Origin of the sequence: Pantoea phyllosphaerae, from assembly GCF_051025595.1 — a bacterium.
Taxonomy (GTDB): Bacteria; Pseudomonadota; Gammaproteobacteria; order Enterobacterales; family Enterobacteriaceae; genus Pantoea.
On the sequence record NZ_JBPFDE010000020.1, the window covers coordinates 1 to 21295 of the forward strand.

Annotated in this window: 19 protein-coding genes and 3 tRNA genes; 9 read left to right on the forward strand and 13 right to left on the reverse strand. The window is 59.4% G+C overall.

Annotation, left to right across the window (positions count from 1 at the left end; genetic code table 11):
• Position 1 precedes the first annotated feature (1 nt).
• Positions 2-77 (reverse strand) — tRNA-Val (locus ACR6A7_RS19455).
• Positions 78-348: 271 nt separating this feature from the next.
• Here ACR6A7_RS19455 and gltX point away from each other — a divergent pair.
• Complete coding sequence (gene gltX / locus ACR6A7_RS19460) at positions 349-1764, forward strand: glutamate--tRNA ligase (protein ID WP_434126918.1); 1416 nt, start codon at positions 349-351, stop codon at positions 1762-1764.
• Positions 1765-1800: 36 nt separating this feature from the next.
• Here gltX and ACR6A7_RS19465 read toward each other — a convergent pair whose 3' ends face one another.
• From ACR6A7_RS19465 to ACR6A7_RS19475, 3 genes are all read right to left on the reverse strand, one after another.
• The gene (locus tag ACR6A7_RS19465; RefSeq protein ID WP_434126919.1) at positions 1801-2154 is read right to left on the reverse strand and encodes a YfeC-like transcriptional regulator; all 354 of its coding nucleotides are present in this window, start codon (positions 2152-2154) and stop codon (positions 1801-1803) included.
• Between the two features lie 96 nt (positions 2155-2250).
• Positions 2251-2607, reverse strand: a complete 357-nt coding sequence (locus tag ACR6A7_RS19470; RefSeq protein WP_434126920.1) for a YfeC-like transcriptional regulator — start codon at positions 2605-2607, stop codon at positions 2251-2253.
• 108 nt (positions 2608-2715) lie between these two features.
• The gene (locus tag ACR6A7_RS19475; protein WP_434126921.1) at positions 2716-3507 is read right to left on the reverse strand and encodes a formate/nitrite transporter family protein; all 792 of its coding nucleotides are present in this window, start codon (positions 3505-3507) and stop codon (positions 2716-2718) included.
• A 354-nt stretch (positions 3508-3861) separates the two neighbouring features.
• Here ACR6A7_RS19475 and ACR6A7_RS19480 point away from each other — a divergent pair.
• Both ACR6A7_RS19480 and ACR6A7_RS19485 read left to right on the forward strand, forming a co-directional pair.
• Positions 3862-3937 (forward strand) — tRNA-Ala (locus ACR6A7_RS19480).
• A gap of 45 nt (positions 3938-3982) precedes the next feature.
• Positions 3983-4058 (forward strand) — tRNA-Ala (locus tag ACR6A7_RS19485).
• A gap of 104 nt (positions 4059-4162) precedes the next feature.
• On the opposite strand, the gene ACR6A7_RS19490 is transcribed toward ACR6A7_RS19485, so the two are convergent.
• The 5 genes from ACR6A7_RS19490 to ACR6A7_RS19510 all read right to left on the reverse strand — a co-directional run bounded on the left by ACR6A7_RS19490 (position 4163) and on the right by ACR6A7_RS19510 (position 9799).
• Entirely contained in the window at positions 4163-5776 is a 1614-nt protein-coding gene (locus tag ACR6A7_RS19490) for a rhodanese homology domain-containing protein (protein ID WP_434126922.1), read from the reverse strand.
• Positions 5769-6359: a cysteine dioxygenase family protein gene (locus ACR6A7_RS19495; protein WP_434126923.1), complete on the reverse strand. Its 591-nt coding sequence runs from the start codon at positions 6357-6359 to the stop codon at positions 5769-5771. The genes ACR6A7_RS19490 and ACR6A7_RS19495 overlap by 8 nt, the downstream gene beginning before the upstream one ends.
• Positions 6356-7336, reverse strand: coding sequence for an ABC transporter substrate-binding protein (locus ACR6A7_RS19500; RefSeq protein ID WP_434126924.1), 981 nt, complete (start codon positions 7334-7336; stop codon positions 6356-6358). The genes ACR6A7_RS19495 and ACR6A7_RS19500 overlap by 4 nt, the downstream gene beginning before the upstream one ends.
• Positions 7336-8421: an LLM class flavin-dependent oxidoreductase gene (locus ACR6A7_RS19505; RefSeq protein ID WP_434126925.1), complete on the reverse strand. Its 1086-nt coding sequence runs from the start codon at positions 8419-8421 to the stop codon at positions 7336-7338. The genes ACR6A7_RS19500 and ACR6A7_RS19505 overlap by 1 nt, the downstream gene beginning before the upstream one ends.
• 187 nt (positions 8422-8608) lie before the next feature.
• Positions 8609-9799 carry a NupC/NupG family nucleoside CNT transporter gene (locus ACR6A7_RS19510; RefSeq protein ID WP_033753659.1) on the reverse strand — a complete coding sequence of 397 codons (1191 nt, stop codon included), beginning with the start codon at positions 9797-9799 and terminating at the stop codon, positions 8609-8611.
• Positions 9800-10167: 368 nt separating this feature from the next.
• Here ACR6A7_RS19510 and ACR6A7_RS19515 point away from each other — a divergent pair, with 368 nt between their 5' ends.
• Both ACR6A7_RS19515 and ACR6A7_RS19520 read left to right on the forward strand, forming a co-directional pair.
• A complete protein-coding gene (locus ACR6A7_RS19515) occupies positions 10168-11406 on the forward strand; it encodes an Nramp family divalent metal transporter (RefSeq protein ID WP_434126926.1) in 1239 nt (412 codons plus the stop codon).
• 135 nt (positions 11407-11541) lie between these two features.
• The gene (locus ACR6A7_RS19520; protein WP_434126927.1) at positions 11542-12123 is read left to right on the forward strand and encodes an NAD(P)H-dependent oxidoreductase; all 582 of its coding nucleotides are present in this window, start codon (positions 11542-11544) and stop codon (positions 12121-12123) included.
• A gap of 54 nt (positions 12124-12177) precedes the next feature.
• Here ACR6A7_RS19520 and ACR6A7_RS19525 read toward each other — a convergent pair whose 3' ends face one another.
• Entirely contained in the window at positions 12178-12516 is a 339-nt protein-coding gene (locus ACR6A7_RS19525; RefSeq protein WP_434126928.1) for a DUF2502 domain-containing protein, read from the reverse strand.
• Between the two features lie 171 nt (positions 12517-12687).
• Complete coding sequence (gene mgrA / locus ACR6A7_RS19530) at positions 12688-13677, reverse strand: L-glyceraldehyde 3-phosphate reductase (RefSeq protein WP_434126929.1); 990 nt, start codon at positions 13675-13677, stop codon at positions 12688-12690.
• A gap of 216 nt (positions 13678-13893) precedes the next feature.
• Between mgrA and ACR6A7_RS19535 the strand changes: the two genes are divergently transcribed.
• Together ACR6A7_RS19535 and glk are read left to right on the forward strand one after the other, a co-directional pair.
• Positions 13894-15546 carry a thiamine pyrophosphate-binding protein gene (locus ACR6A7_RS19535; protein WP_434126930.1) on the forward strand — a complete coding sequence of 551 codons (1653 nt, stop codon included), beginning with the start codon at positions 13894-13896 and terminating at the stop codon, positions 15544-15546.
• 157 nt (positions 15547-15703) lie between these two features.
• On the forward strand, positions 15704-16669 hold the full coding sequence (glk, locus tag ACR6A7_RS19540; protein ID WP_434126931.1) for a glucokinase: 966 nt from the start codon (positions 15704-15706) through the stop codon (positions 16667-16669).
• Positions 16670-16723: 54 nt separating this feature from the next.
• Here the strand turns inward: glk and ACR6A7_RS19545 are convergent, their stop codons facing one another.
• Both ACR6A7_RS19545 and ACR6A7_RS19550 read right to left on the reverse strand, forming a co-directional pair.
• The gene (locus tag ACR6A7_RS19545; RefSeq protein WP_434126932.1) at positions 16724-17449 is read right to left on the reverse strand and encodes a LytR/AlgR family response regulator transcription factor; all 726 of its coding nucleotides are present in this window, start codon (positions 17447-17449) and stop codon (positions 16724-16726) included.
• Complete coding sequence (locus tag ACR6A7_RS19550) at positions 17446-19137, reverse strand: LytS/YhcK type 5TM receptor domain-containing protein (protein ID WP_434126977.1); 1692 nt, start codon at positions 19135-19137, stop codon at positions 17446-17448. Before ACR6A7_RS19550 ends, ACR6A7_RS19545 begins: the two co-directional genes overlap by 4 nt.
• Positions 19138-19396: 259 nt before the next feature.
• Here ACR6A7_RS19550 and ACR6A7_RS19555 point away from each other — a divergent pair, with 259 nt between their 5' ends.
• Positions 19397-19921, forward strand: a complete 525-nt coding sequence (locus tag ACR6A7_RS19555) for a GNAT family N-acetyltransferase (RefSeq protein WP_434126933.1) — start codon at positions 19397-19399, stop codon at positions 19919-19921.
• 118 nt (positions 19922-20039) lie between these two features.
• Positions 20040-21275 (forward strand): alanine transaminase, encoded by a 1236-nt coding sequence (gene alaC / locus ACR6A7_RS19560; RefSeq protein ID WP_434126934.1) that lies wholly within the window; start codon positions 20040-20042, stop codon positions 21273-21275.
• The last annotated feature ends 20 nt before the right edge of the window (positions 21276-21295 follow it).

Genomic DNA, 21295 nt, shown 5'->3' on the forward strand with positions numbered 1-21295 from the left:
GTGGTGGGTGATGACGGGCTCGAACCGCCGACCCCCTCCTTGTAAGGGAGATGCTCTACCAACTGAGCTAATCACCCCCGCTGTGTGGAGTCGCATTATAGGGATCCTTCGAAGTGAGTCAACGCTTTTTAAAACTAAAATGCGCGTTCGCTTCAAAATTAGACATCACGCGCTGCTTTTAGCCAATATGCTGGTTTTATTAGCAGAAAACCACGGCTTAACGCCTTTGCGTGAATGCACGGTCATTGAGGATTCAACGCCAGGTGCTAGAATGTGCGCACGGTTTTTCGCGTCTAACCCGTTTTTTGTCATCCAGACATAAAACCTGCGCATTTAAGGCACTGCTGAATGAAAATCAAAACTCGCTTCGCGCCCAGCCCGACCGGCTACCTGCATGTCGGCGGCGCACGTACCGCGCTTTACTCCTGGCTCTTCGCTCGCCACCACCAGGGCGAATTCGTGCTGCGCATCGAAGACACCGATCTCGAGCGCTCAACGCCGGAAGCCATCGAAGCTATTATGGACGGCATGAACTGGCTCAACCTGGACTGGGATGAAGGCCCGTACTATCAGACCAAACGCTTCGACCGCTACAACGCCGTCATCGACGAGATGCTGGAAGCGGGCACCGCCTATAAATGCTACTGCTCAAAAGAGCGTCTTGAACAGCTGCGCGAAACCCAGATGGCCAATGGTGAAAAGCCGCGTTATGACGGCCGCTGCCGCGACAGCCATGACCATCATGCGGCGGATGAGCCCTGCGTGGTACGCTTTCGCAACCCGCAGGAAGGATCGGTCATCTTTGACGACCAGATCCGCGGCCCGATCGAGTTCAGCAACCAGGAGCTGGACGATCTGATTATCCGCCGTACCGACGGTTCGCCGACCTACAACTTCTGCGTCGTTGTTGACGACTGGGATATGGGGATTACCCATGTCATTCGCGGCGAAGACCACATCAACAACACGCCGCGTCAGATTAATATCCTGGAAGCGATCGGCGCGCAGGTGCCGGTCTACGCCCACGTTTCTATGATCCTGGGCGACGACGGCAAAAAGCTCTCCAAGCGGCACGGCGCGGTCGGCGTGATGCAGTATCGCGACGACGGCTATCTGCCGGAAGCATTGCTCAACTACCTGGTGCGTCTGGGCTGGTCCCATGGCGATCAGGAGATCTTCTCTATCCCGGAGATGAAAGAGCTGTTTACGCTCGACGCGGTGAGCAAATCCGCCAGCGCGTTCAACACTGAAAAGCTGCAGTGGCTCAACCACCACTATATCAACAGCATGGCGCCGGAATACGTGGCGACCCATCTGCAGTGGCACATTGAACAGCAGAATATCGACACCCGCACCGGTCCGGAACTGGCGAAGCTGGTCACGCTGCTGGGCGAACGCTGCAAAACACTGAAAGAGATGGCGGCTTCCTGCCGTTACTTCTATGAAGAGTTCGACGCGTTCGATGCCGACGCGGCGAAAAAACATCTGCGCCCCGTGGCACGCCAGCCGCTGGAAGTGGTGCGCGACAAACTGGCCGCTATTACCGACTGGACCGCAGAAAACGTTCACCATGCGATTCAGAGCACGGCGGATGAGCTGGAAGTGGGAATGGGCAAGGTTGGCATGCCGCTGCGCGTCGCCGTGACCGGCGGTGGTCAATCCCCAGGCCTGGACGTTACCGTCGAAGCCATCGGACAGCGCCGTAGCGTGGCGCGTATTGAGAAAGCGCTGGCTTACATCGCTGAACGCGAAGCGCAGGCCTGACAAACAAAAACCGGAAGCGCGATGCTTCCGGTTTTTTTATTCTTCGCTAATGCCCAGCCGCTGCAGCACGCCTTTTATCCCTTCGCGCAAAATCATCGCGGCAAGAAGATCCTGCTCATTCTGCGTCATTTGCTGTACAGAACTTAATAGTAACGCAGGTAACGAGTTTTGTTGTGCAGCGTAGGGCGCGTTCGGCTCGTTCAGGTTACGCATGGACTGAATAAAGCTTTTTACCCGCTCATCGATATGAATCAATCGCGCCTTACCGCCCTGTACGCCGGGCTTCGGCGTAGTGGTCCAGTTTTCACGCTTGATCCATTTATTCACCGTCTGCCGACTATAACCTGTTTCGTTCGCGAGCTCTTCGGGGGTTAACCATTCCTTTTTCACGATGCTGTCCCTGTTCAATACATTAGCTCTACATATTACAGGAAATCGTAACGCGTGAAAGTCACCCTGTGGCAAGTCATATCGATTATCCAGCGGTTACGTCTTTTCATTTGTGTCTAAACAGGCCAGCAGGCCTTTAACGCCTTCACGCAAGAGAAAAGCATTAAGCTGCGCCTGCTCTTTGGGCGTCATTTGCTGCACAGAGTGTAAAAGCAGCTGCGTCAGATTTTGCTGCTGGGGGAGATAAGAGAGGCGCGGTTCGTTAAGGTGTTTTGTCGCGTCGATAAAAGCCGCGACACGCTCATCAATGTAGATCAGTCGCGCTTTGCCGCCCTGAACGCCGGGCCTGGCGCGAGTCGTCCAGTTTTCGCGTTTAATCCATTTATTAATGGTTTGCCGGCTGTAGCCGGTTGCGTTCGCCAGCTCTTGTGGCGTAAGCCATTCCTTTATCACGGCACAATCCCTGTTTGATGATTACCCGTGCATATTACAACAATTCGTTAAGCGTGAAAGTTACCGGAATGGGTGCTTTCTGCTCCAGGGCAAAAAGCACCCGGCAGATCATGGCTGCGCCGTGCCTACCGCTTCAGCGGATGGACGGAAAGCCAGGAAGTAGGCGAGGCCGACGAATACTGCGCCGCCGACGCCGTTGCCCAGGAATACGGCCACGAAATTCGGCAGATACTCTGCCCAGCTCAGCTGACCGGCGAAAATAGCCGCAGGCACAATAAACATGTTGGCGACGACGTGCTGGAAGCCAATGGCGACAAAGGCCATCACCGGGAACCACATGCCGAAGATTTTCCCTACTACATCTTTACTGGCGAAAGCGAGCCATACCGCCAGGCAAACCAGCCAGTTGCAGCCGATGCCGGAGATAAAGGCGTGCAGGAAGTCGGCGTGCACTTTCGCACTGGCGATGGCGACGGTCTTCTTCAGGTAGTCGCCTTCCGTCATGCCGAGCATATGGCCGAAGAACCAGGCGATGGCCAGGCTGCCGATAAAGTTGGCGATAGTGACCCAGAACCAGTTGCGCAGCACGGCGAACCCGCTGATGCGACGCGCAAACCAGGCGACCGGCATCGTCATCATATTGCCGGTCAGCAGTTCGCCGCCTGCCAGTACGGTCAGGATCAAGCCCACCGGGAAGACGGCTGCGCCGAGCAGGCCGCCAAACGAGCCCCAGTCCGCTGGCAGCGAGTTAATCACGTGCAGGTCAAGCAGGAAGCCGGTAGCGATAAAGGCACCAGCCATGAAGCCAAGAATTAATAATGTCGGAATGGAGGCGCGGCTTTTAGTGACGCCAGCCTGAATCGCCAGTTGAGCGATCTCTTTAGGTGAATGCAGCGACATAGTATCTCTAATATTATTGATGGTTGTGACAGGGATGGTGTTGTAATAAAGGGTGGGCAGCGATGACCACTTAATTAGCGGGCTAAGTTTTACACGGCTTTTAACGGAAAACAAGAAAAATCCTAAAGGCTGTGTAACCGTAATTTAACCTGGCGCAGCAGAAAAAAATGAGCCGTGACGCCACACAGGTTGACCGCTTTTTAGGTGCTGAATAAAAGCGGCTGAAAACACTACGATTTGGGATTTGCCGCCTTTTTCAGCGATCAAACGCACTTTTCGATTTTGCCGTTGACACCCTGAGGGCGGTTTCATATTATGCCGTCCGTCGAGAACATCCGACGGTTTTTTCGGTTCGGGGCTATAGCTCAGCTGGGAGAGCGCCTGCATGGCATGCAGGAGGTCAGCGGTTCGATCCCGCTTAGCTCCACCAAATCGCATCCCAACGATTTGGCACTGAAAAAACAATTCCAGATGTGGGGGTATAGCTCAGCTGGGAGAGCGCTTGCATGGCATGCAAGAGGTCAGCGGTTCGATCCCGCTTATCTCCACCATTTTCTTCGTCCTGATCTCTCAGGCAGCTCCTCAAAATATCTACAACGCTTACGCAAGCACCGCTGCGCACAAAAAAGAGCGACATCGCTGCCGCCCTGTTGAGTTACGCCGTTACGCTCTGTTTCTCCGGCCGCAGCACGCGAAAGCCATGTGTGCCGTCGCGATCCAGCTGCGCCACCAGACCATATTCCCAGTCAAGATAGGCCTGCATCACCGCCGGTTCGATATCGGTGCCTTCATAGGGACGGCGATAGCGATCGATGGCGGGGGAGAGCAGCGCCTCTTCGCCAGCGTCGGTCGGCAGCCCGGCGCCGCGCCAGGCGGCATTGCCGCCTGCCAGCACAAAGACCGGCTTACCGGTCAGCGCCGCCACCTGTTCCACCGCATAGCCCGCCAGCAGGCTGCTGCCGCAGGTCAGGACATAGCGTTCGGCTGCCGGCAGCGCCGCCTTGCCCTGTTGTTGCAGCGTCGAGCGCAGCAGCCAGGCGGCGCCGGGTATATGGCTTTTAACGTGGTTGGCGCGCGTGGTGAAATCCAGCACCTGAGTATCGCCCTGCTTTATCCAGTCGTTCAGCTGCTGCGGAGAGATCGTCCCGGCCACAGGCGCTGCCGGCACCTGCGCCGTCCAGTCGCCAGTGGCGCTGAAATCCTGTGGTTGCAGCCCCTCCAGCACGGCGACTTCCCAGCCCATTTGCGCCAGCCAGGAGGCCGTCATGCTGGCGCGCACCCCGTCGCTGTCAGTCAGCACGATACGCGCGCCGCGTACGCTGGCGTAGTGATCGGTCTCCTGCACCAGTTGTCCGCCCGGCACGTGACGACTGCCCGGCAGATGCCCGGCGGCGTACTCGTCGGCGTCGCGCACGTCGAACAGATAGGTTGTGCGCGTCTCCTGCCGCCAGCGCGCCAGCGTTGAGGCGTCGATGCGCGCCACTCCAGCGCGATCCGCCACCTGACGCGCCTGCGCCGCCGCATGACGCTGCGCGGTTTCGCTGACGACGCCGTAGCGGCGGCTCTGCTGCTGCTCAAGCGCCAGACCGGCCAGCGTCCAGCCAATGGTGCCGTTGCGCAGCGCGTAGACGGGATTGCGGATACCCGCGTTGACCAGCGACTGGGTGCCGATAATGCTGCGCGTGCGGCCTGCGCAGTTGACGATCACCGTAGTAGCGGGAGAGGGCGCGATATCGCGCACGCGCAGCACCAGTTCGCCGCCTGGCACGCTAATGCCGCCTGGAATCGACATAGTGTGGTATTCGTCAAAGCGGCGCGCGTCGAGCACCACCACATCGGCGTTGTCGCGCAGCAGCGCATCGACCTCTTCGGCCGCCAGCGACGGCGTATGATTGTGGTGTTCCACCAGCTCGCCAAACGCCTTGCTCGGCGAATTCACATCGATAAACAGCTCGCCGCCCGCCGCCTTCCAGCCGGTCAGATCATCTTTCAGCAGCGTGATATTGGTGTAGCCCCAGGCCGCCGCGCGCTCCGCCGCCGTCTGCGCCAGCCCTTCGCCGTTGTCGTAAAGCGTAATCGCCGTATCGTGGCGAGGAAGGCGATCCAGCCACTCCAGCTCCAGCTTCGAGAGCGGAATGTTTACCGCGAACAGCGGATGCCCCTGCGCATAGCGCGCCTCGTCGCGTACGTCTACCAGCGCCACTTCCTGCTGCTGGCGCAGCGCCTGCTGAATCTCTGCGGCGTCGCGCAGAGGAAAAGTTTTAGCCATGTAAAGGATTCCCTGTGTCAGGCAAGTAGCGATTGCTGTAGCCGGAGATAAACGGTTTTTCGCTGCCGTCTTCGCGATAAACCGCCCGTTTGACCGCGCCGATATTGGCGCCGTAGACGTGAATGCTGACAGAGACGCGATCGTCGAAGGCGTTGCTGACGCGATGGATGTCGCCGACGCGCGGCGAGACCGCGTCAATCTCGCCAGGTTCCAGACGAACCGGCGCGCCGTCTGCCGCCAGTGCGCCATTTTCCATTTTGAAGCCCTGCGACACTTCCGCGCCGCGCAGCATGCCGATTAGCCCCCAGACGCGATGATCGTGCACCGGCGTCTGCTGGCCAGGCCCCCAGACAAAGCTCACTACCGAAAAGCGCTGCTGCGCGTCGGCATGGAGCAGATACTGCTGATAGTGCTGCGGATGCGGCTGGGCAAACGTATCATCCAGCCAGTCGTCGTGCTGCAGCAGCGGGCGCAGCAGCTCGCTGCCGCGTGCCAGAATAGTCGCCTCGTCCGGCTGCTGTTCAAGCAGCGCGGCGAGCTGCGCCACAAAGTCACGCAGCCGCTGGTGGTTAAGGTCGCTCACGATTTGTTCTCCTGATAGTGCCGCGCTACCTGATTGGCGCCGCTCGCCAGGCTGAAATCGAAGGCGTCGCTGACGTCGACCGCCTTCGGCAGCACCTGATAGCGATGGAAAAAGTCGGCGGATTTCTGCAGCGTAGCGATAAGCGAGGGATCGAACACCAGCGGGCGAATGCGCGCGTCGGCAATCCAGCTGCTGGTGATGGCGGTTGGCATATTTAGCGTTTTGCCCAGCACCTGGGCGAACGGCTGCGGATGCTGCGCCGCCCACACCTGCGCCTTCGCCAGCCGCGTCAGCAGATCGGCGATAGCCTTGCGCTTCTCGGGATCGGCCAGCGCCTCTTTGCGCGCCAGCGCATAGGAGTAGCCTGACATAATGCCGCTGCCGCCGCCCTGCGGCACGCGTACCGTGCCATCGATCTGGGTTGAGGTGGCGATATAGGGCTCCCACGGCGCCCAGGCGGAAACTGCGCCGGAGGTCAGCGCCGCGCGGCCATCCACCGGGCCGAGGAAGCGCAGCGTCACCTCGCTGGGTTTCAGTCCGGCGCGTTCCAGCAGGCCAAGAAGCAGATAGTGTCCCCAGCCGCCGCGGTTGACGGCGATCTGCTTGCCTTTCAGATCTTTCAGGCTGTTGATGCCGGCGTCAGGACGCGTCAGCAGCGCGATGCTGTCGGGATTGTTCTGCCAGGCGCCGACCGCTTTAACCGGCGCGCCTGCGGCATAGACGAAGAGAAAGGGCAGATCGCCGGTAAAGCCGACGTCCAGCGCCCCCGCATTCAGCGCCTCCTGCACCGGCGCGCCAGAATCGAAGGCGGTGAGCTTCAGATCGTAAGGCAGATTATCGAGCTCGCCGGAAGCTTTCAGCGAGGCGAAGCGATCCCCTTTGACATCGCCGAGGCGCAGCGTCACTTTTTCAGCAGCAAAAGCGGCGTTAAGACTCAGCGCCAGCGCGACACCGGCAAACAGGACGGCGAGACGCATCAGGCGCTCCTCTTAACGCGCGTCAGCGCGGCGACTTTTTCGCGCGTCAGCGGCAGCAGTTCGCGGCCGTACTCAATCGCGTCGTTCAGCGGATCGAAGCCGCGGATCAGCACGCTGTCGATGCCCAGGTTGTAGTAATCCAGCAGCGCGTCGGAGACCTGATCCGCCGTGCCCACCAGCGCAGTGGAGTTGTAGCCGCCGCTTACCAGCTTCGCGACGCCGGTCCACAACACTTTATCGTGGCGGTCGCCTGCGTTAGCCGCCGCCAGCAGGCGCTGCGCGCCGACGCTCTGTGGTTTCGGCAGGCCGAAGGTGTAGCCCGACTCGGCCAGCTGCTTCTGCGCCGTTTGATAAATATGTTCCGCGCGCTCCCAGGCCTCTTTCTCCGTCTTGCCGATAATCGGGCGGAAGGAGATATTGAATTTGATGTCGCGCCCCTTTTTCGCGGCGGCGGCGCGCACGGTTTGTACAGTTTCCGCCGCGCCCTGCAGCGGCTCGCCCCACAGCGCGAAGACGTCGGCGTGACGCGCGGCAACTTCGATTGCCTCCGGCGACGAGCCGCCGAAGTAGACCGGCAGCCTGCTCTGCAGCGGCTTGATAGCGGAAAAAGCCTGCTCGGCCTGGTAAAACTCGCCGTTGTGGTCCCAGGCTTCCGCCGAGGTCAGGCTCTTGTTCAGCACGTCGAGAAATTCGTCGGTGCGCGCATAGCGTTCCGCCTTGTTGAGGAAATCACCGTCGCGGCGCTGTTCGCTGTCGCTGCCGCCGCTGATGATATGCACCGCCAGTCGTCCGTCAGTCAGGTGATCGAGCGACGCCAGCTTGCGCGCCGCCAGCGTCGGCGAGACAAAGCCGGGACGGTGCGCCAGCAAAAATTTGATGCGCGAGGTGTTGGCGGCGGCGTGCGCCGTCACTAAAAATCCGTCTGGTTGATCGGACCAGTAGCCCACCAGAATCCGATCGAATCCCGCCTCTTCGTGGGCGCGGGCGAAATCGGCAATATAGTGTTTATCGAATAACGGCCCGCTGGCCGGAATGATTTCAGAGGCCAGACGATGGCCGATCATGCCCAGAAATTGAATGCTCATGCGCTTCTCCCGATGTTGAGTAATGAAAAAACTACGGGGCGACGGGCATGAGATGAAATTCAATATTGTGCAAAGGATTTGCGGGAATCGGGGAAGGGCGGTGCCGCGCGGCTGAGGCGGCGCGGCAGGCGTTATATCAAGCAGGAATAATTAAGAATAAGGGCGAGAACCCGTCTCGCCCTTCTTATCAGAACGCCAGCACCAGACCGGCAATCGCGGCGGAGAGCACGCTGACCAGCGTCGAACCGTAAAGCAGCTTCAGGCCGAAGCGCGAGACCACGTTGCCCTGCTCTTCGTTCAGGCCCTTGATGGCGCCAGCGACGATGCCGATAGAGGAGAAGTTGGCGAACGAGACCAGGAACACCGACAGGATGCCTTCTGAGTGCGGCGAAATCTGGCCCGCCAGCTTCTGCAGATCCATCATCGCGACGAACTCGTTGGAAACCAGCTTGGTGGCCATAATGCTACCGACCTGCAGCGCTTCGTGAGCCGGCACGCCCATCACCCAGGCGAACGGATAGAAGACGTAGCCCAGCACGCCCTGGAAGCTGATGCCGAAGATAACATCGAACAGCGCGTTCAGGCCGGAAATCAGCGCGATAAAGCCGATCAGCATCGCCGCGACGATAATCGCCACGCGGAAGCCCGCGAGGATATACTCGCCCAGCATTTCAAAGAAGCTCTGGCCTTTATGGATATCCTGCAGCTGGAGATCCTCTTCGCTGTCGACGCGGTAAGGGTTGATCAGCGACAGCACGATAAAGGTGCTGAACATGTTAAGCACCAGCGCGGCGACCACATACTTCGGCTGCAGCATGGTCATATAGGCACCGACGATCGACATGGAAACGGTCGACATCGCGGTCGCGGCCATGGTGTACATGCGGCGCTGCGACATTTTGCCGAGGATATCCTTATAGGCGATAAAGTTTTCTGACTGTCCCAGAATCAGAGAGCTGACGGCGTTAAAGGATTCCAGTTTGCCCATGCCGTTAATTTTAGAGAGCACGGTGCCGATGCCGCGGATCACCCAAGGCAGAATGCGGAAATGCTGCAGAATGCCGATCAGCGCAGAGATAAAGACAATCGGGCAGAGCACGTTCAGGAAGAAGAAGGCGAGGCCTTTGTCATTCATGTTGCCGAATACAAAGTTAGTGCCTTCGCCCGCATACTTAAGCAGATGATCGAACAGACCGGCAAAGCCCTTTACAAATCCGAGGCCCGCCTCGGAGTTGAGGAAGAACCACGCCAGCAGCACTTCAATGACCAGAAGCTGGACAATGTAGCGAATACGAATACTTTTACGGTCGTGGCTGACGAGTAACGCCAGCACGCCTACCACCACCAGTGCTAAAAGGAAGTGCAAAATATGGGACATGCTTGCTCCAGATTTGAGGAGGGTTGTAATTTGCTGCGTATTCTATGTAACGCGTTACTTAAAAACGAGATCAAATCCACATTATAAGGATTCGCTATCACCCCTTTTCTCAGAAAACTCTCACCAGTCACAGCCTGTTCACAAAATGTTCACCTCAAATATCCACAAATTCATTGTCTATAATATGTTCGAGGCGTAGAGTGGGAGACATTGCACATTTTTTAGCAAGGCTCGCTTTACCGCAAGGTATAGCAATGGCTATACTTTATAGCATCATCTATCACACCGATAACGATAACCACATTTCACTTGCCGCGATCAGGCCATAAGCTGCCATGGTCAACACGCGTTCAGACAGGTAGAGAAATATGTTTGAGAGCCGTACCGCCGAGCGCGCCGCTCGCGGAGTCCGAAAAATCAAGCTCGCGCTGCTGGGCCCGGCCTTTATCGCCGCCATCGGCTATATCGATCCAGGCAACTTCGCCACCAATATTCAGGCGGGCGCAGCCTATGGCTATAAGCTGCTGTGGGTGGTGGTCTGGGCCAATATCATGGCGATGGTCATACAGCTGATGTCCGCCAAGCTCGGTATCGCCACCGGTAAAAATCTGGCTGAGCATATTCGCGATCGCTTTCCGCGTCCGGCGGTCTGGTTCTACTGGGTGCAGGCGGAAATCATCGCCATGGCGACCGATCTGGCGGAATTTATCGGCGCGGCGCTCGGCTTTAAGCTGCTGCTCGGCATTTCGCTGCTGCAGGGCGCGGTGTTGACCGGCGTGGCGACCTTTCTGATCCTGATGCTGCAAAGCCGCGGCCAGAAGCCGCTGGAGCTGGTGATCGGCAGCCTGCTGCTGTTCGTGGCGGCGGCCTATATCGTCGAGCTTTTCTTTTCACAGCCGAAGGTCAGCGAACTGGTGACCGGCATGGCGCTGCCGTCGCTGCCGACCTCCGAGGCGGTTTTCCTGGCAGCGGGCGTGCTGGGCGCGACCATTATGCCGCACGTCATTTATCTTCACTCGGCGCTGACGCAGGGCGGCGAAAGCGGCAACAAAAGCCAGCGCTACTCCTCTACCAAGCTGGATGTGGCCATCGCCATGACCATCGCCGGCTTTGTCAATCTGGCGATGATGGCGACCGCCGCCGCCGCGTTCCACTTCAGCGGTCACAGCGGCATTGCCGAGCTGGATCAGGCCTACCTGACGCTGACGCCGCTGCTTGGCCATGCGGCGGCGACGGTATTCGGCCTGAGCCTGGTCGCAGCCGGCCTCTCCTCTACCGTAGTGGGCACTCTGGCTGGCCAGGTGGTGATGCAGGGCTTTATCCGCTTTCATATTCCGCTCTGGGTACGCCGTCTGGTCACTATGCTGCCTTCATTTATCGTGATTATGGCGGGCCTGGATCCGACGCGCATTCTGGTTATGAGCCAGGTGCTGCTGAGCTTCGGCATTGCGCTGGCGCTGGTGCCGCTGCTCTCCTTTACCGGCAATCGCGAGATTATGGGCGAGATGGTCAATTCGCGCCTGATGCAGAACGCCGGTCGCGCCATCGTGGTACTGGTGGTGGCGCTCAACGCCTGTTTGCTGGGTGGCGAAATCTTCGGCCTGTAAGGGCTGCGGAAAAGGGCCCGATCTCTCCCGGGCCCGCTTCATTTTTAACCTCCCGTGCCACCGCCTTAACAGCCCGCCCTGACTCATCTACTCTCGATAGGCAGCCTTTTTCTCTCCTCTTACAGGAGTCAGGATATGCATGCACTGGTAGTGGTCGTCCATCCCGATCAAGATTCTTTTACCCACGCCGTCGCGCGCACGTTAACCCGCGCGATTGGCGCGCCACACACGTTTGAAATCGCCGACCTGATAGCAGAGGGCTTCGACCCGCGCTACGCCGCCGCCGATCTGGCGCTGTTTCGCAGTGAGGCCGCACCGCCCGCCGATGTGCTGGCCGAGCAAAAACGCATCGACGGCGCTGACGCGCTGGTGCTGGTGTATCCCGTTTACTGGTGGTCATTTCCCGGCGTGCTGAAAGGCTGGATCGATCGCGTCTTTACCCACGGCTGGGCATATCAGGAGACGCCCGACGGCAAAATCGATAAAAAAATGGGCCGCCTGAAGGTGCACCTGCTGGGAATAGGCGGGGCGAATCTGCGCACCTATGCGCGGCGCGGCTACTATGCCGCGATGCGCACGCAGATTGACGAGGGCATTTTCGACTATGTTGGCGCAGCGGTGAAGACGTCGGAGCTGATCCTGCTGCCTGACGCCGATTCGCCAGAGGCGCACCTGGAAACGGCGCGGCAAATCGGACGTCGACTGTTCGCGGAGTAAAGGCCGCTTTGCGCGCCGTTTCGCGCAGCGGCCTTTAGCCATAGCGCCGCGTCATCAGTGATGGTGACGATCGTGGCGGTCGTGATAGCGCTGCGCCTCGCGCCAGTGGTGGCGACGTTCGCGCTCATGCCAGCGTCGTTCGCGCTCCCACTGCTGATGACGGCGCCACTCTTCATGACGCCACCAGCGATGGTTGTTGTACTGATAGCGGTTGTGCCACCAGCGCGGCTCGCGCCAGCGGCCGCCGTCCCAGTAGTAGCCGCGGCGATCCTGGTCTCCCAGATGTAGCGTTACGCCCGGCGCCAGGCGAATAGAGGCGCCGTCAGCCTGAGCGCTATGGATCGCCAGAGGCGACAGGCAGGTCAGCAAAGCAGCAAAAACAGCAAATTTCATCTTATTCTCCTTATCAGCGACAGCGCCGCTGCGGTGCAGGCGTGATGCCCGCGCATTGCTTGTGTGGCAGGTTGAGTGTCGCTGACAATTGTGAGGAAAATCGGAAGAAAAAGGGGATTGGGACAATTCTGTTCGCAGAAATGCCCGGCGCGCCGGCCGGGCGGGCAAAGATTAAATCAGCACGCCTTCAATAGCGGAGAGCTCGGCGATGGTAAAGTGGCGATTGGCCAGCATCTCCACCGCGTCGTCAATTTGCGCGGTTTTGCTTGCGCCAATCAGCACGGAGGTCACGCGCGCGTCGCGCAGCGTCCACGCCAGCGCCATCTGCGCCAGCTTCTGGCCGCGCTGCTGCGCAATCTCATTCAGCCTGCGCACTTTCTCCATCTTCTCGTCGGTCAGCTGATCTTCACGCAGGAACTTGCTGCCGCTTGCCACGCGCGAATCGTCGGGAATGCCCTGCAGATAGCGGTCGGTCAGTACGCCGCCCGCCAGCGGAGAGAAGGCGATGCAGCCGACGCCGTTGTCGCCCAGCGTTTCCAGCAGGCCGTTTTCCGGGCCGCGTTCAAACATTGAATAGCGCGGCTGATGGATCAGGCAGGGCGTGCCTAGGTCGCGCAGGATGGCGATCGCTTCCGCCGCGCGATCCGCCGGATAGTTGGAGAGTGCGGCATAGAGCGCTTTACCCTGGCGCACCACCTGATCCAGCGCGCGCATGGTCTCTTCCAGCGGCGTTTCTGGATCCGGACGGTGGTGATAGAAGATGTCCACATACTCCAGCCCCATACGCTTGAGGCTCTGATCGAGGCTGGAGATAAGGTATTTGCGCGAGCCCCAGTCGCCGTACGGACCGTCCCACATGGTGTAGCCCGCTTTAGTGGAGATCACCAGCTCGTCGCGAAAGGGGCGAAAGTCCTCGCGCAGGATGCGGCCAAAGTTCTCTTCCGCCGAGCCCGGCGGCGGGCCGTAGTTGTTTGCCAGATCAAAATGGGTAATGCCGCGATCAAACGCGTGGCGCAGCAGCTCGCGGCTGTTATCAACGCGCGTGTTGTCGCCAAAGTTATGCCACAGGCCAAGCGAAATTGCGGGCAGCTTGAGCCCACTGCGGCCGCTGCGGCGATATTCCATCTGCTGATAACGACCGGGGTGCGGAAGGTAGGTCATACGGCTTTCCTGTCAAAGGGAAGAATTTTCAAGCGCAAGGATAGCAGTGTATACGTTTACACACAGTCACAATGGAGCGCAGATCGCATACTTACAGAATAATCCCCCATCGTAACGCCCGGTTGCCACTTTTTTGTTCAGCTGATTGCGCTGCTTTCTCGCCGCTTTCGCAGCATAGCGGATACTCAAACCAGACACGGGTGAAAGGAGTGGCATATGCAACGCTTTACCGTAGGAGATTATCTGCTGGCGCGCCTTCAGGAGATCGGCGTTGGCCATCTGTTTGGCGTGCCGGGCGACTATAACCTGCAGTTTCTCGATCGCGTGATCGCCCATCGGGATATCGGCTGGGTCGGCTGCGCCAACGAACTCAACGCGGCCTATGCGGCGGACGGCTATGCGCGCTGTCGCGGCGCGGCGGCGTTGTTGACCACCTTCGGCGTCGGCGAACTGAGCGCCATCAACGGCACGGCCGGCAGTTTCGCCGAGTATTTGCCGGTGATCCATATCGTGGGCGCGCCCGCCAGCGGGGCGCAAAAGCGCGGCGACTGCGTGCACCATACGCTGGGCGACGGCGACTTCCGTCACTTTCTGCGCATGGCGGGCGAGGTCAGCGCAGCAACAGCGCAGCTCAGCGCGGGCAACGCCACGGCGGAAATTGATCGGGTGTTAGCCACGGCGATGCGCGAACAGCGTCCGGGCTACCTGATGATGGCGGTCGATGTCGCGGAGGCTGAGGTGGCACCGCCCGCCGCGCCGCTCGACGCCGCGCCGGGCTCCAGCGAGCAAGCGCGCCTGGCGTTTCGCGCCGCCGCCGAACGGCTGCTGCAGCCGGCACGGCGCGTGGCGCTGCTGGCTGATTTTCTCGCCGCGCGCTGGCGGCAGCAGGCGGCGCTGGCGCGGCTGCGTCGGCTGCGCGCCATTCCCTGCGCCACGCTGCTGATGGGCAAAGGCGTGCTGGACGAGCGCCAGCCGGGCTACGTCGGCACTTACGCCGCAGCGGGCAGCGAGCCCGGTATCTGCGAGCTGATTGAGCAGACCGATGTCACACTCTGCGTCGGCGTGCGCTTCACCGACACCCTGACGGCGGGCTTTAGCCAAAATTTCGCCGCCACGCAGCTGATCGATCTACAGCCGTTCGCCGCCAGCGTTGCCGGAGAACGCTTTGCGCCGCTTAACATGGCGGATGCGCTAAATGAGCTGGAGGCGCTGTTTGCGCGCTATAGCGAGGGCTGGGCGCTGGCGCCGCAGATGCAGCCGGTCGAGACGGCGGACGCTGGCGCCGAAATCAGCCAGAGCGCTTTCTGGCAGGCGATGCAGCGCTTTCTCCAGCCGGGCGACATCATTCTCGCCGATCAGGGCACCGCCGCTTTCGGCGCGGCGGCGCTGCGCTTGCCGCCCGGCGCGCAGCTGGTGGTGCAGCCGCTCTGGGGCTCCATTGGCTATACTCTTCCGGCAGCCTTCGGCGCGCAGACTGCCGCGCCTGCGCAGCGGGTGATCCTGATTACCGGCGACGGCTCGGCGCAGCTGACGATTCAGGAGCTGGGATCGATGCTGCGCGACGGGCAAACGCCAGTTATTTTCCTGCTGAACAACGAGGGCTATACGGTGGAGCGCGCCATCCACGGCGCAACGCAGCGTTATAATGATATCGCGCAGTGGAACTGGACCGCGCTGCCGCAGGCGCTTTGTCTGCACGGGCAGGCGCAGAGCTGGCGCGTCACCGAATGCGTGCAGCTGGATGAGGTCATGACGCGTCTGCAGGCGCCCGACTACCTGACGCTGGTCGAGGTCGTGATGCCTAAGGACGATCTGCCGCCGCTGCTGCATAAGGTGACGGCTTGCCTCGCGCAACGCAACGGAGGGTAAGATTCGGAGTGTTGCCGCTGTCAAGCGGCTTGCCGGACGGGTAGGCTGTGCTCACCACCTTCAACGCTCCTCTTTTGTCGCGGCGAGCGTTGTTGTTTTACCGGCAGACTTTTATAGTGTCCTGCATCTTAGGGACCCCAAGCGGAGCAACAAAAGAATGACAACTTATGCCCTGGTCGGCGACGTCGGCGGCACCAATGCCCGACTCGCCCTGTGTGAGGTGGAAACCGGCAGCATCTCCCAGGCCCAAACATTCTCGACTTCAGATTATGACAGCCTCGAAGCCGTCATCCGCCACTATCTTGGCGAGCAGCTACAGAACGTTAAAGACGGCTGCATCGCCATTGCTTGCCCTATCACGGAAGACTGGGTCGAAATGACCAACCATGACTGGGCTTTTTCCACCAGCAAAATGAAAGCCAGCCTTGGCTTCGATCATCTTGAAATCATCAACGATTTCACCGCCGTTTCCATGGCGATCCCGATGCTGACGGCTGAGCATGTCATTCAGTTCGGCGGCGGGGAGCCGGTGAAGGATAAGCCCATCGCGATTTACGGCGCCGGCACCGGACTGGGCGTCAGCCATCTGGTGCACGTTGACCGTCGCTGGGTGAGCCTGCCGGGCGAGGGCGGCCACGTCGACTTCGCCGCCAACAGCGATGAGGAAGATTTGATTCTGGAAGTGCTGCGCGCCGAGCTGGGCCACGTTTCCGCCGAGCGCGTGCTGTCCGGCGCCGGTCTGGTGAACCTCTACCGCGCTATCGTGAAGGCGGACAACCGCGTGCCGGAAAACCTCAAGCCGAAGGATGTCTCCGAACGCGCGCTTGCTGATAGCTGCACCGACTGCCGTCGCGCACTGTCGCTGTTCTGCGTGATTATGGGACGTTTCGGCGGCAATCTGGCGCTGAATCTCGGCACCTTCGGCGGCGTCTATATCGCTGGCGGCATCGTGCCGCGCTTCCTGGAGTTCTTTAAGGCCTCTGGCTTCCGCGCCGCCTTTGAGGATAAAGGGCGCTTCCGCGACTACGTCTCCCGCATCCCGGTCTATATGATCACCCACGATCAGCCTGGCCTGCTGGGCGCAGGCGCGCATCTGCGACAGACGCTGGGGCGTATTCTGTAGATCCTTTCAAAAACGGCCCCCGGGCCGTTTTTTTATGCTGGCGCGGAGAGTGGCCTACAGGTGCATCAGCTCGCGAAAGCGTTTTACTTTGCTGCGGCTGACCGGCACCTGAAACGCCAGATCGCGCAGCTTCAGCAGGTAGGTGTTATTAAACCAGGGTTCTATCTCAGAGATTTTGCTCAGGTTGACGCAGTAAGAGCGATGACAGCGGAAAAAGCGCTGCTCCGGCAAACGGGCGCAAAATTCGCTGATGCTCATCGACATCACATAGGCCTCGCGCCGCGTATAGACGAACGTCAGCTTCTCATGCGCCTCCACGTAATAGATATCATCAATATCGGTCACGATGATGCGCTCATCCTTCACCAGGTTGACCGTCTGCGGGCTGTGGTCAACCGGTATCTGGGCAACGCTCTGCTGCTGACCGGCCGCCTCCAGCTTGTTAAGCATGGTGACGATGCGCGCTTCATGATAGGGCTTGAGGATGTAGTCAAAGGCTTCCAGCTCAAAAGCCTCAACCGCATGATCTTTCCAGGCGGTGATAAACACAATCAGGGGCCGCTGTGCGAACTGGTGAATATTCTGCGCCAGCAGCATGCCGTCCAGCGACGGGATGTTGATATCGAGAAAAATGACGTCGACCCGATGCTGCTGCAAATATTTCAGCACCTCCAGGCCGTCATCGAAACAGGCCTCGATCTCAATCTTGCTGTGCTGCTGGATCATCCAGCTCAGCTCCTGCTGCGCCAGAAATTCATCTTCGACAATAATGGCTTTCATGGCACGCTCTCCACGACGGCAGGCGGCGACGCGGTTAGCCACTCTCCGCTCTTGCTCAGGGTAAAGGCGATTTCGGTGCCGGGCTGCAGCCGGGTAATGTCGAGCCCCTGGCCGGTCAGCAGTTTGACGCGGTGGTGCACATTCAGCAGGCCAATTTTATTGCCTGGCATCTCATTATTCGCCACGCGGCGCATGACCTCATCGCTGATGCCCGGCCCGGTGTCGCGCACGGCGATACGCACCCGATCGCCGCACGCCTTAACGCTCAGCGTCACCACGCCTTTGCCGCGACAGGGTTGAATGCCGTGTACGATGGCATTCTCCACCAGCGGCTGGATCAGCAGACTGGGCAGCGAAAAGTGAAGATCGTCGTCAATGTCGTAGATCATCGACAGCTTGTCGCCAAAGCGCGCCTGCTCGATGGCGATATAATCTTTTACCTGCCACAGCTCACGTTTGATATCGATGGTCTCGTCGTCGTTAAGTTCAAGGTTGTAGCGCAGATAGCGGGAAAGATTAATCACCAGCTGGCGCGCGGTATCGGGATTAAGCCGGATAGAGGAGTTGATGGCGTTCAGCGCATTAAACAAAAAATGGGGATTAATTTTGCTCTGCAGAGCGCGCAGTTCCGCTTTATTCGCCATTTCGCGCAGCTGCTCGGCGCGCGACACCTCCAACTGCGTCGAGATCAGCTGCGACAGGCCGATCGCCATCTCTTTTAGCGAGCCGGTGATGCGGTGCGCGCGGCGGTAGTAAATCTTCAGGGTGCCGGTCACTTTGCCTTGCTCGCGCAGCGGAATAACGATCATCGAGTGAATATCACGGGTGCGATGCGCTTCATCATTATTTTTGATAATAATTTTCCCGGTGGTCATCGCCTGCGCGGTAGTGGGGCTAATGCCATCGTCGCCATTCTGGTAGTTCTGCTCGCCGTAGCCGACGTAGGCGAGAATATGGGTCTTGTTGGTAATGGCGACGGCGTCGGCATTGATATCGTCACAGATAATGGTGCAGATGCGGCGCAGCGAGTCGCTGTTGACGTCGCGGAACAGCGGCAGGGTTTTATTGGCGATCTCCAGCGCCAGCTTGGCCTGTCGCGCCGCAATCGCCTCTTTTTCACCCTCGACGCTCTGCACCAGCAGCACAATCAGGCCGATGCTCGACGCGCCGAGGATCATCGGCAGCGCAATCTCCGACACAATCGCCAGGCCAAGCGACATCGGCTTCGCCCACAGCACGATCAGCAGCATAGTGAGGCTTTCGCACAGCATGCCGCCGATAATGCCGACGCGCCAGCGCTGTGCTTTGGGCACGCGGCGGTTGATGGCGCCAGCCACGCAGCCTGCAATAATGCTGGTGATCAGGCAGGGCACCGAGGTAACGCCGTGAATATCGATCAGAAAACGGTGCAGCCCGGCGATAACGCCGGTAGTGATGCCGACCCAGGGGCCAAACAGGATGCCGCCGGCCATCACCGCAATCACCCGCACGTTTAGCAGCGAGCCGTCAACGTGAATGCCCGACCAGGTGCTGAAAAGCGCAAACAGCGAGAAAATGGCGATGACGGCGGCTTTCTCCAGCGGTGCATGTTCATCTTTTTGCAGCAGCTGGCGGAAAAGCGGGGTGCGGGTCAGGAAGAAGAGGCAGATCAGCATCAGGGCAGCGCGGTCAAACACCGCCAACAGCATATCAAAGTGAGAGATCACAGCCAGCCTTCAGGTCATAACAGAGAGAGGGCTATGATAAAAAATGTGATCGCGATGCGCCAGTCTGCAAAAAGAGTGAGCGCTCCCTTCATGTTGTGGATCAATTTTCACGGCTGAAATGGTAAAAAGGGGAAACCTGAGTAGTAAAACAGGGAAGATTTTTCATTCGCCGCTGGCGGGTGAGCCGATAGTGGTTTTTATTCAGACAGCCTTTGTGGCTATCTGCACCGGGAGCACTTTCATGCAGTTAATCACGCCGCGTCTTACCCTCACCACCCTTAAGCCTGAAGACTGGCTGCTGTTTCGCGCCGTGCATGAAGACGCGGCCACCATGACCTGGGTCAGCGAAATTCCTGACGAGGCGGATTTGCGCCAGCGCTTCAATGAACGCCTCGCGCCCTGGCAGGTCAGCAGTTTTCATATGCTTTGCGTGGTGGCGCGCCTGCGCGATAGCGGCGAGCCGATCGGCCTGTTCGGCTGCAGCCCGGAATGGCAGCCTTATCGCCAGGCGGAGGTCGGCTATATGCTGCTGCACCGCTTCTGCGGCCAGGGCTACGGCAGCGAAGCGCTGGCTGGACTGAGCGACTTTCTGCTGAGCGCGGGTTTCCACAAGCTCAAGGCGATGGTGGTAGAAGGAAATGTGGCGTCGCGGCGCATTCTGGAGAAGAATGGCTATGTGCTGGAGGGGACTTTGCGGGATAATTATCTGCTAAATGGCGAATGGGTGAACGATTGGGTTTTTGGTCGCCTGAATCCCGCGGATTAAAAAAATTTTATTCTCCTCTCGACAAGCGCGCGATCGCCGCGTTAAGGTCTTTTTTCGGTCACGGCAGTGACCTGCGTCGCTCGGACGGTCCGGGCGCTTACGTATTCAAGAGGACACTATGGCTGACAACAGCACACCCCGTCGTTTCTCGCGTATCGATCGCCTTCCCCCCTATGTGTTTAACATTACCGCTGAGTTGAAGATGGCTGCGCGTCGGCGCGGCGAAGATATCATCGACCTCTCGATGGGGAATCCTGACGGCCCTACGCCCCCGCATATCGTGGAAAAACTGTGTCAGGTGGCGCAGCGTGAGGACACGCACGGCTACTCCACCTCGCGCGGCATTCCGCGCCTGCGCCGCGCCATTTCACGCTGGTACGCCGAGCGCTATCAGGTCGAGATCGATCCTGAATCTGAAGCTATCGTCACTATCGGATCGAAAGAGGGGCTGGCGCACCTGATGCTGGCGACGCTCGACCACGGCGATACGGTGCTGGTGCCGAACCCCAGCTATCCCATTCATATCTACGGCGCGGTGATCGCCGGCGCGCAGGTGCGTTCAGTGCCGCTGGTGGCGGGCGTCGATTTCTTCGCGGAGCTGGAGCGGGCGATCCGCGAAAGCTATCCGAAGCCGAAAATGATGATCCTCGGCTTTCCGTCGAACCCCACCGCGCAGTGCGTCGAGCTGGACTTCTTTGAGCGAGTTATCGCGCTGGCGAAACAGTATAACGTGCTGGTGGTGCACGATCTCGCCTATGCCGATATCGTCTACGACGGCTGGAAAGCGCCTTCGATTATGCAGGTGCCCGGCGCGCGCGACGTGGCGGTGGAGTTTTTCACGCTGTCGAAAAGCTACAACATGGCGGGCTGGCGCATCGGTTTTATGGTGGGCAATAAAGAGCTGGTCGCCGCGCTGGCGCGCATCAAAAGCTACCATGACTATGGCACCTTTACGCCGCTGCAGGTAGCCGCCATCGCCGCGCTGGAGGGCGATCAGCAGTGCGTGCGCGATATCGCCGAACAGTACAAGCGTCGCCGCGACGTGCTGGTAAAAGGGCTGCATGAGGCGGGCTGGATGGTAGATAACCCCAAAGCCTCGATGTATGTCTGGGCGAAAATCCCCGATCGCTACGCCGCGCTCGGCTCGCTGGAGTTCGCCAAAAAGCTGCTGCAGGAGGCGAAGGTATGCGTGTCGCCAGGCATCGGCTTCGGCGACTATGGCGATACCCATGTGCGTTTTGCGCTCATTGAGAACAGCGATCGCATTCGGCAGGCGGTGCGGGGCATTAAAGGGATGTTTCGCGCCGACGGCATCTTGCCGGGCAGCGTAAAAGCGACAGAAGAAGCAGAGTAAAACGAAGCGGGGCGACAGCG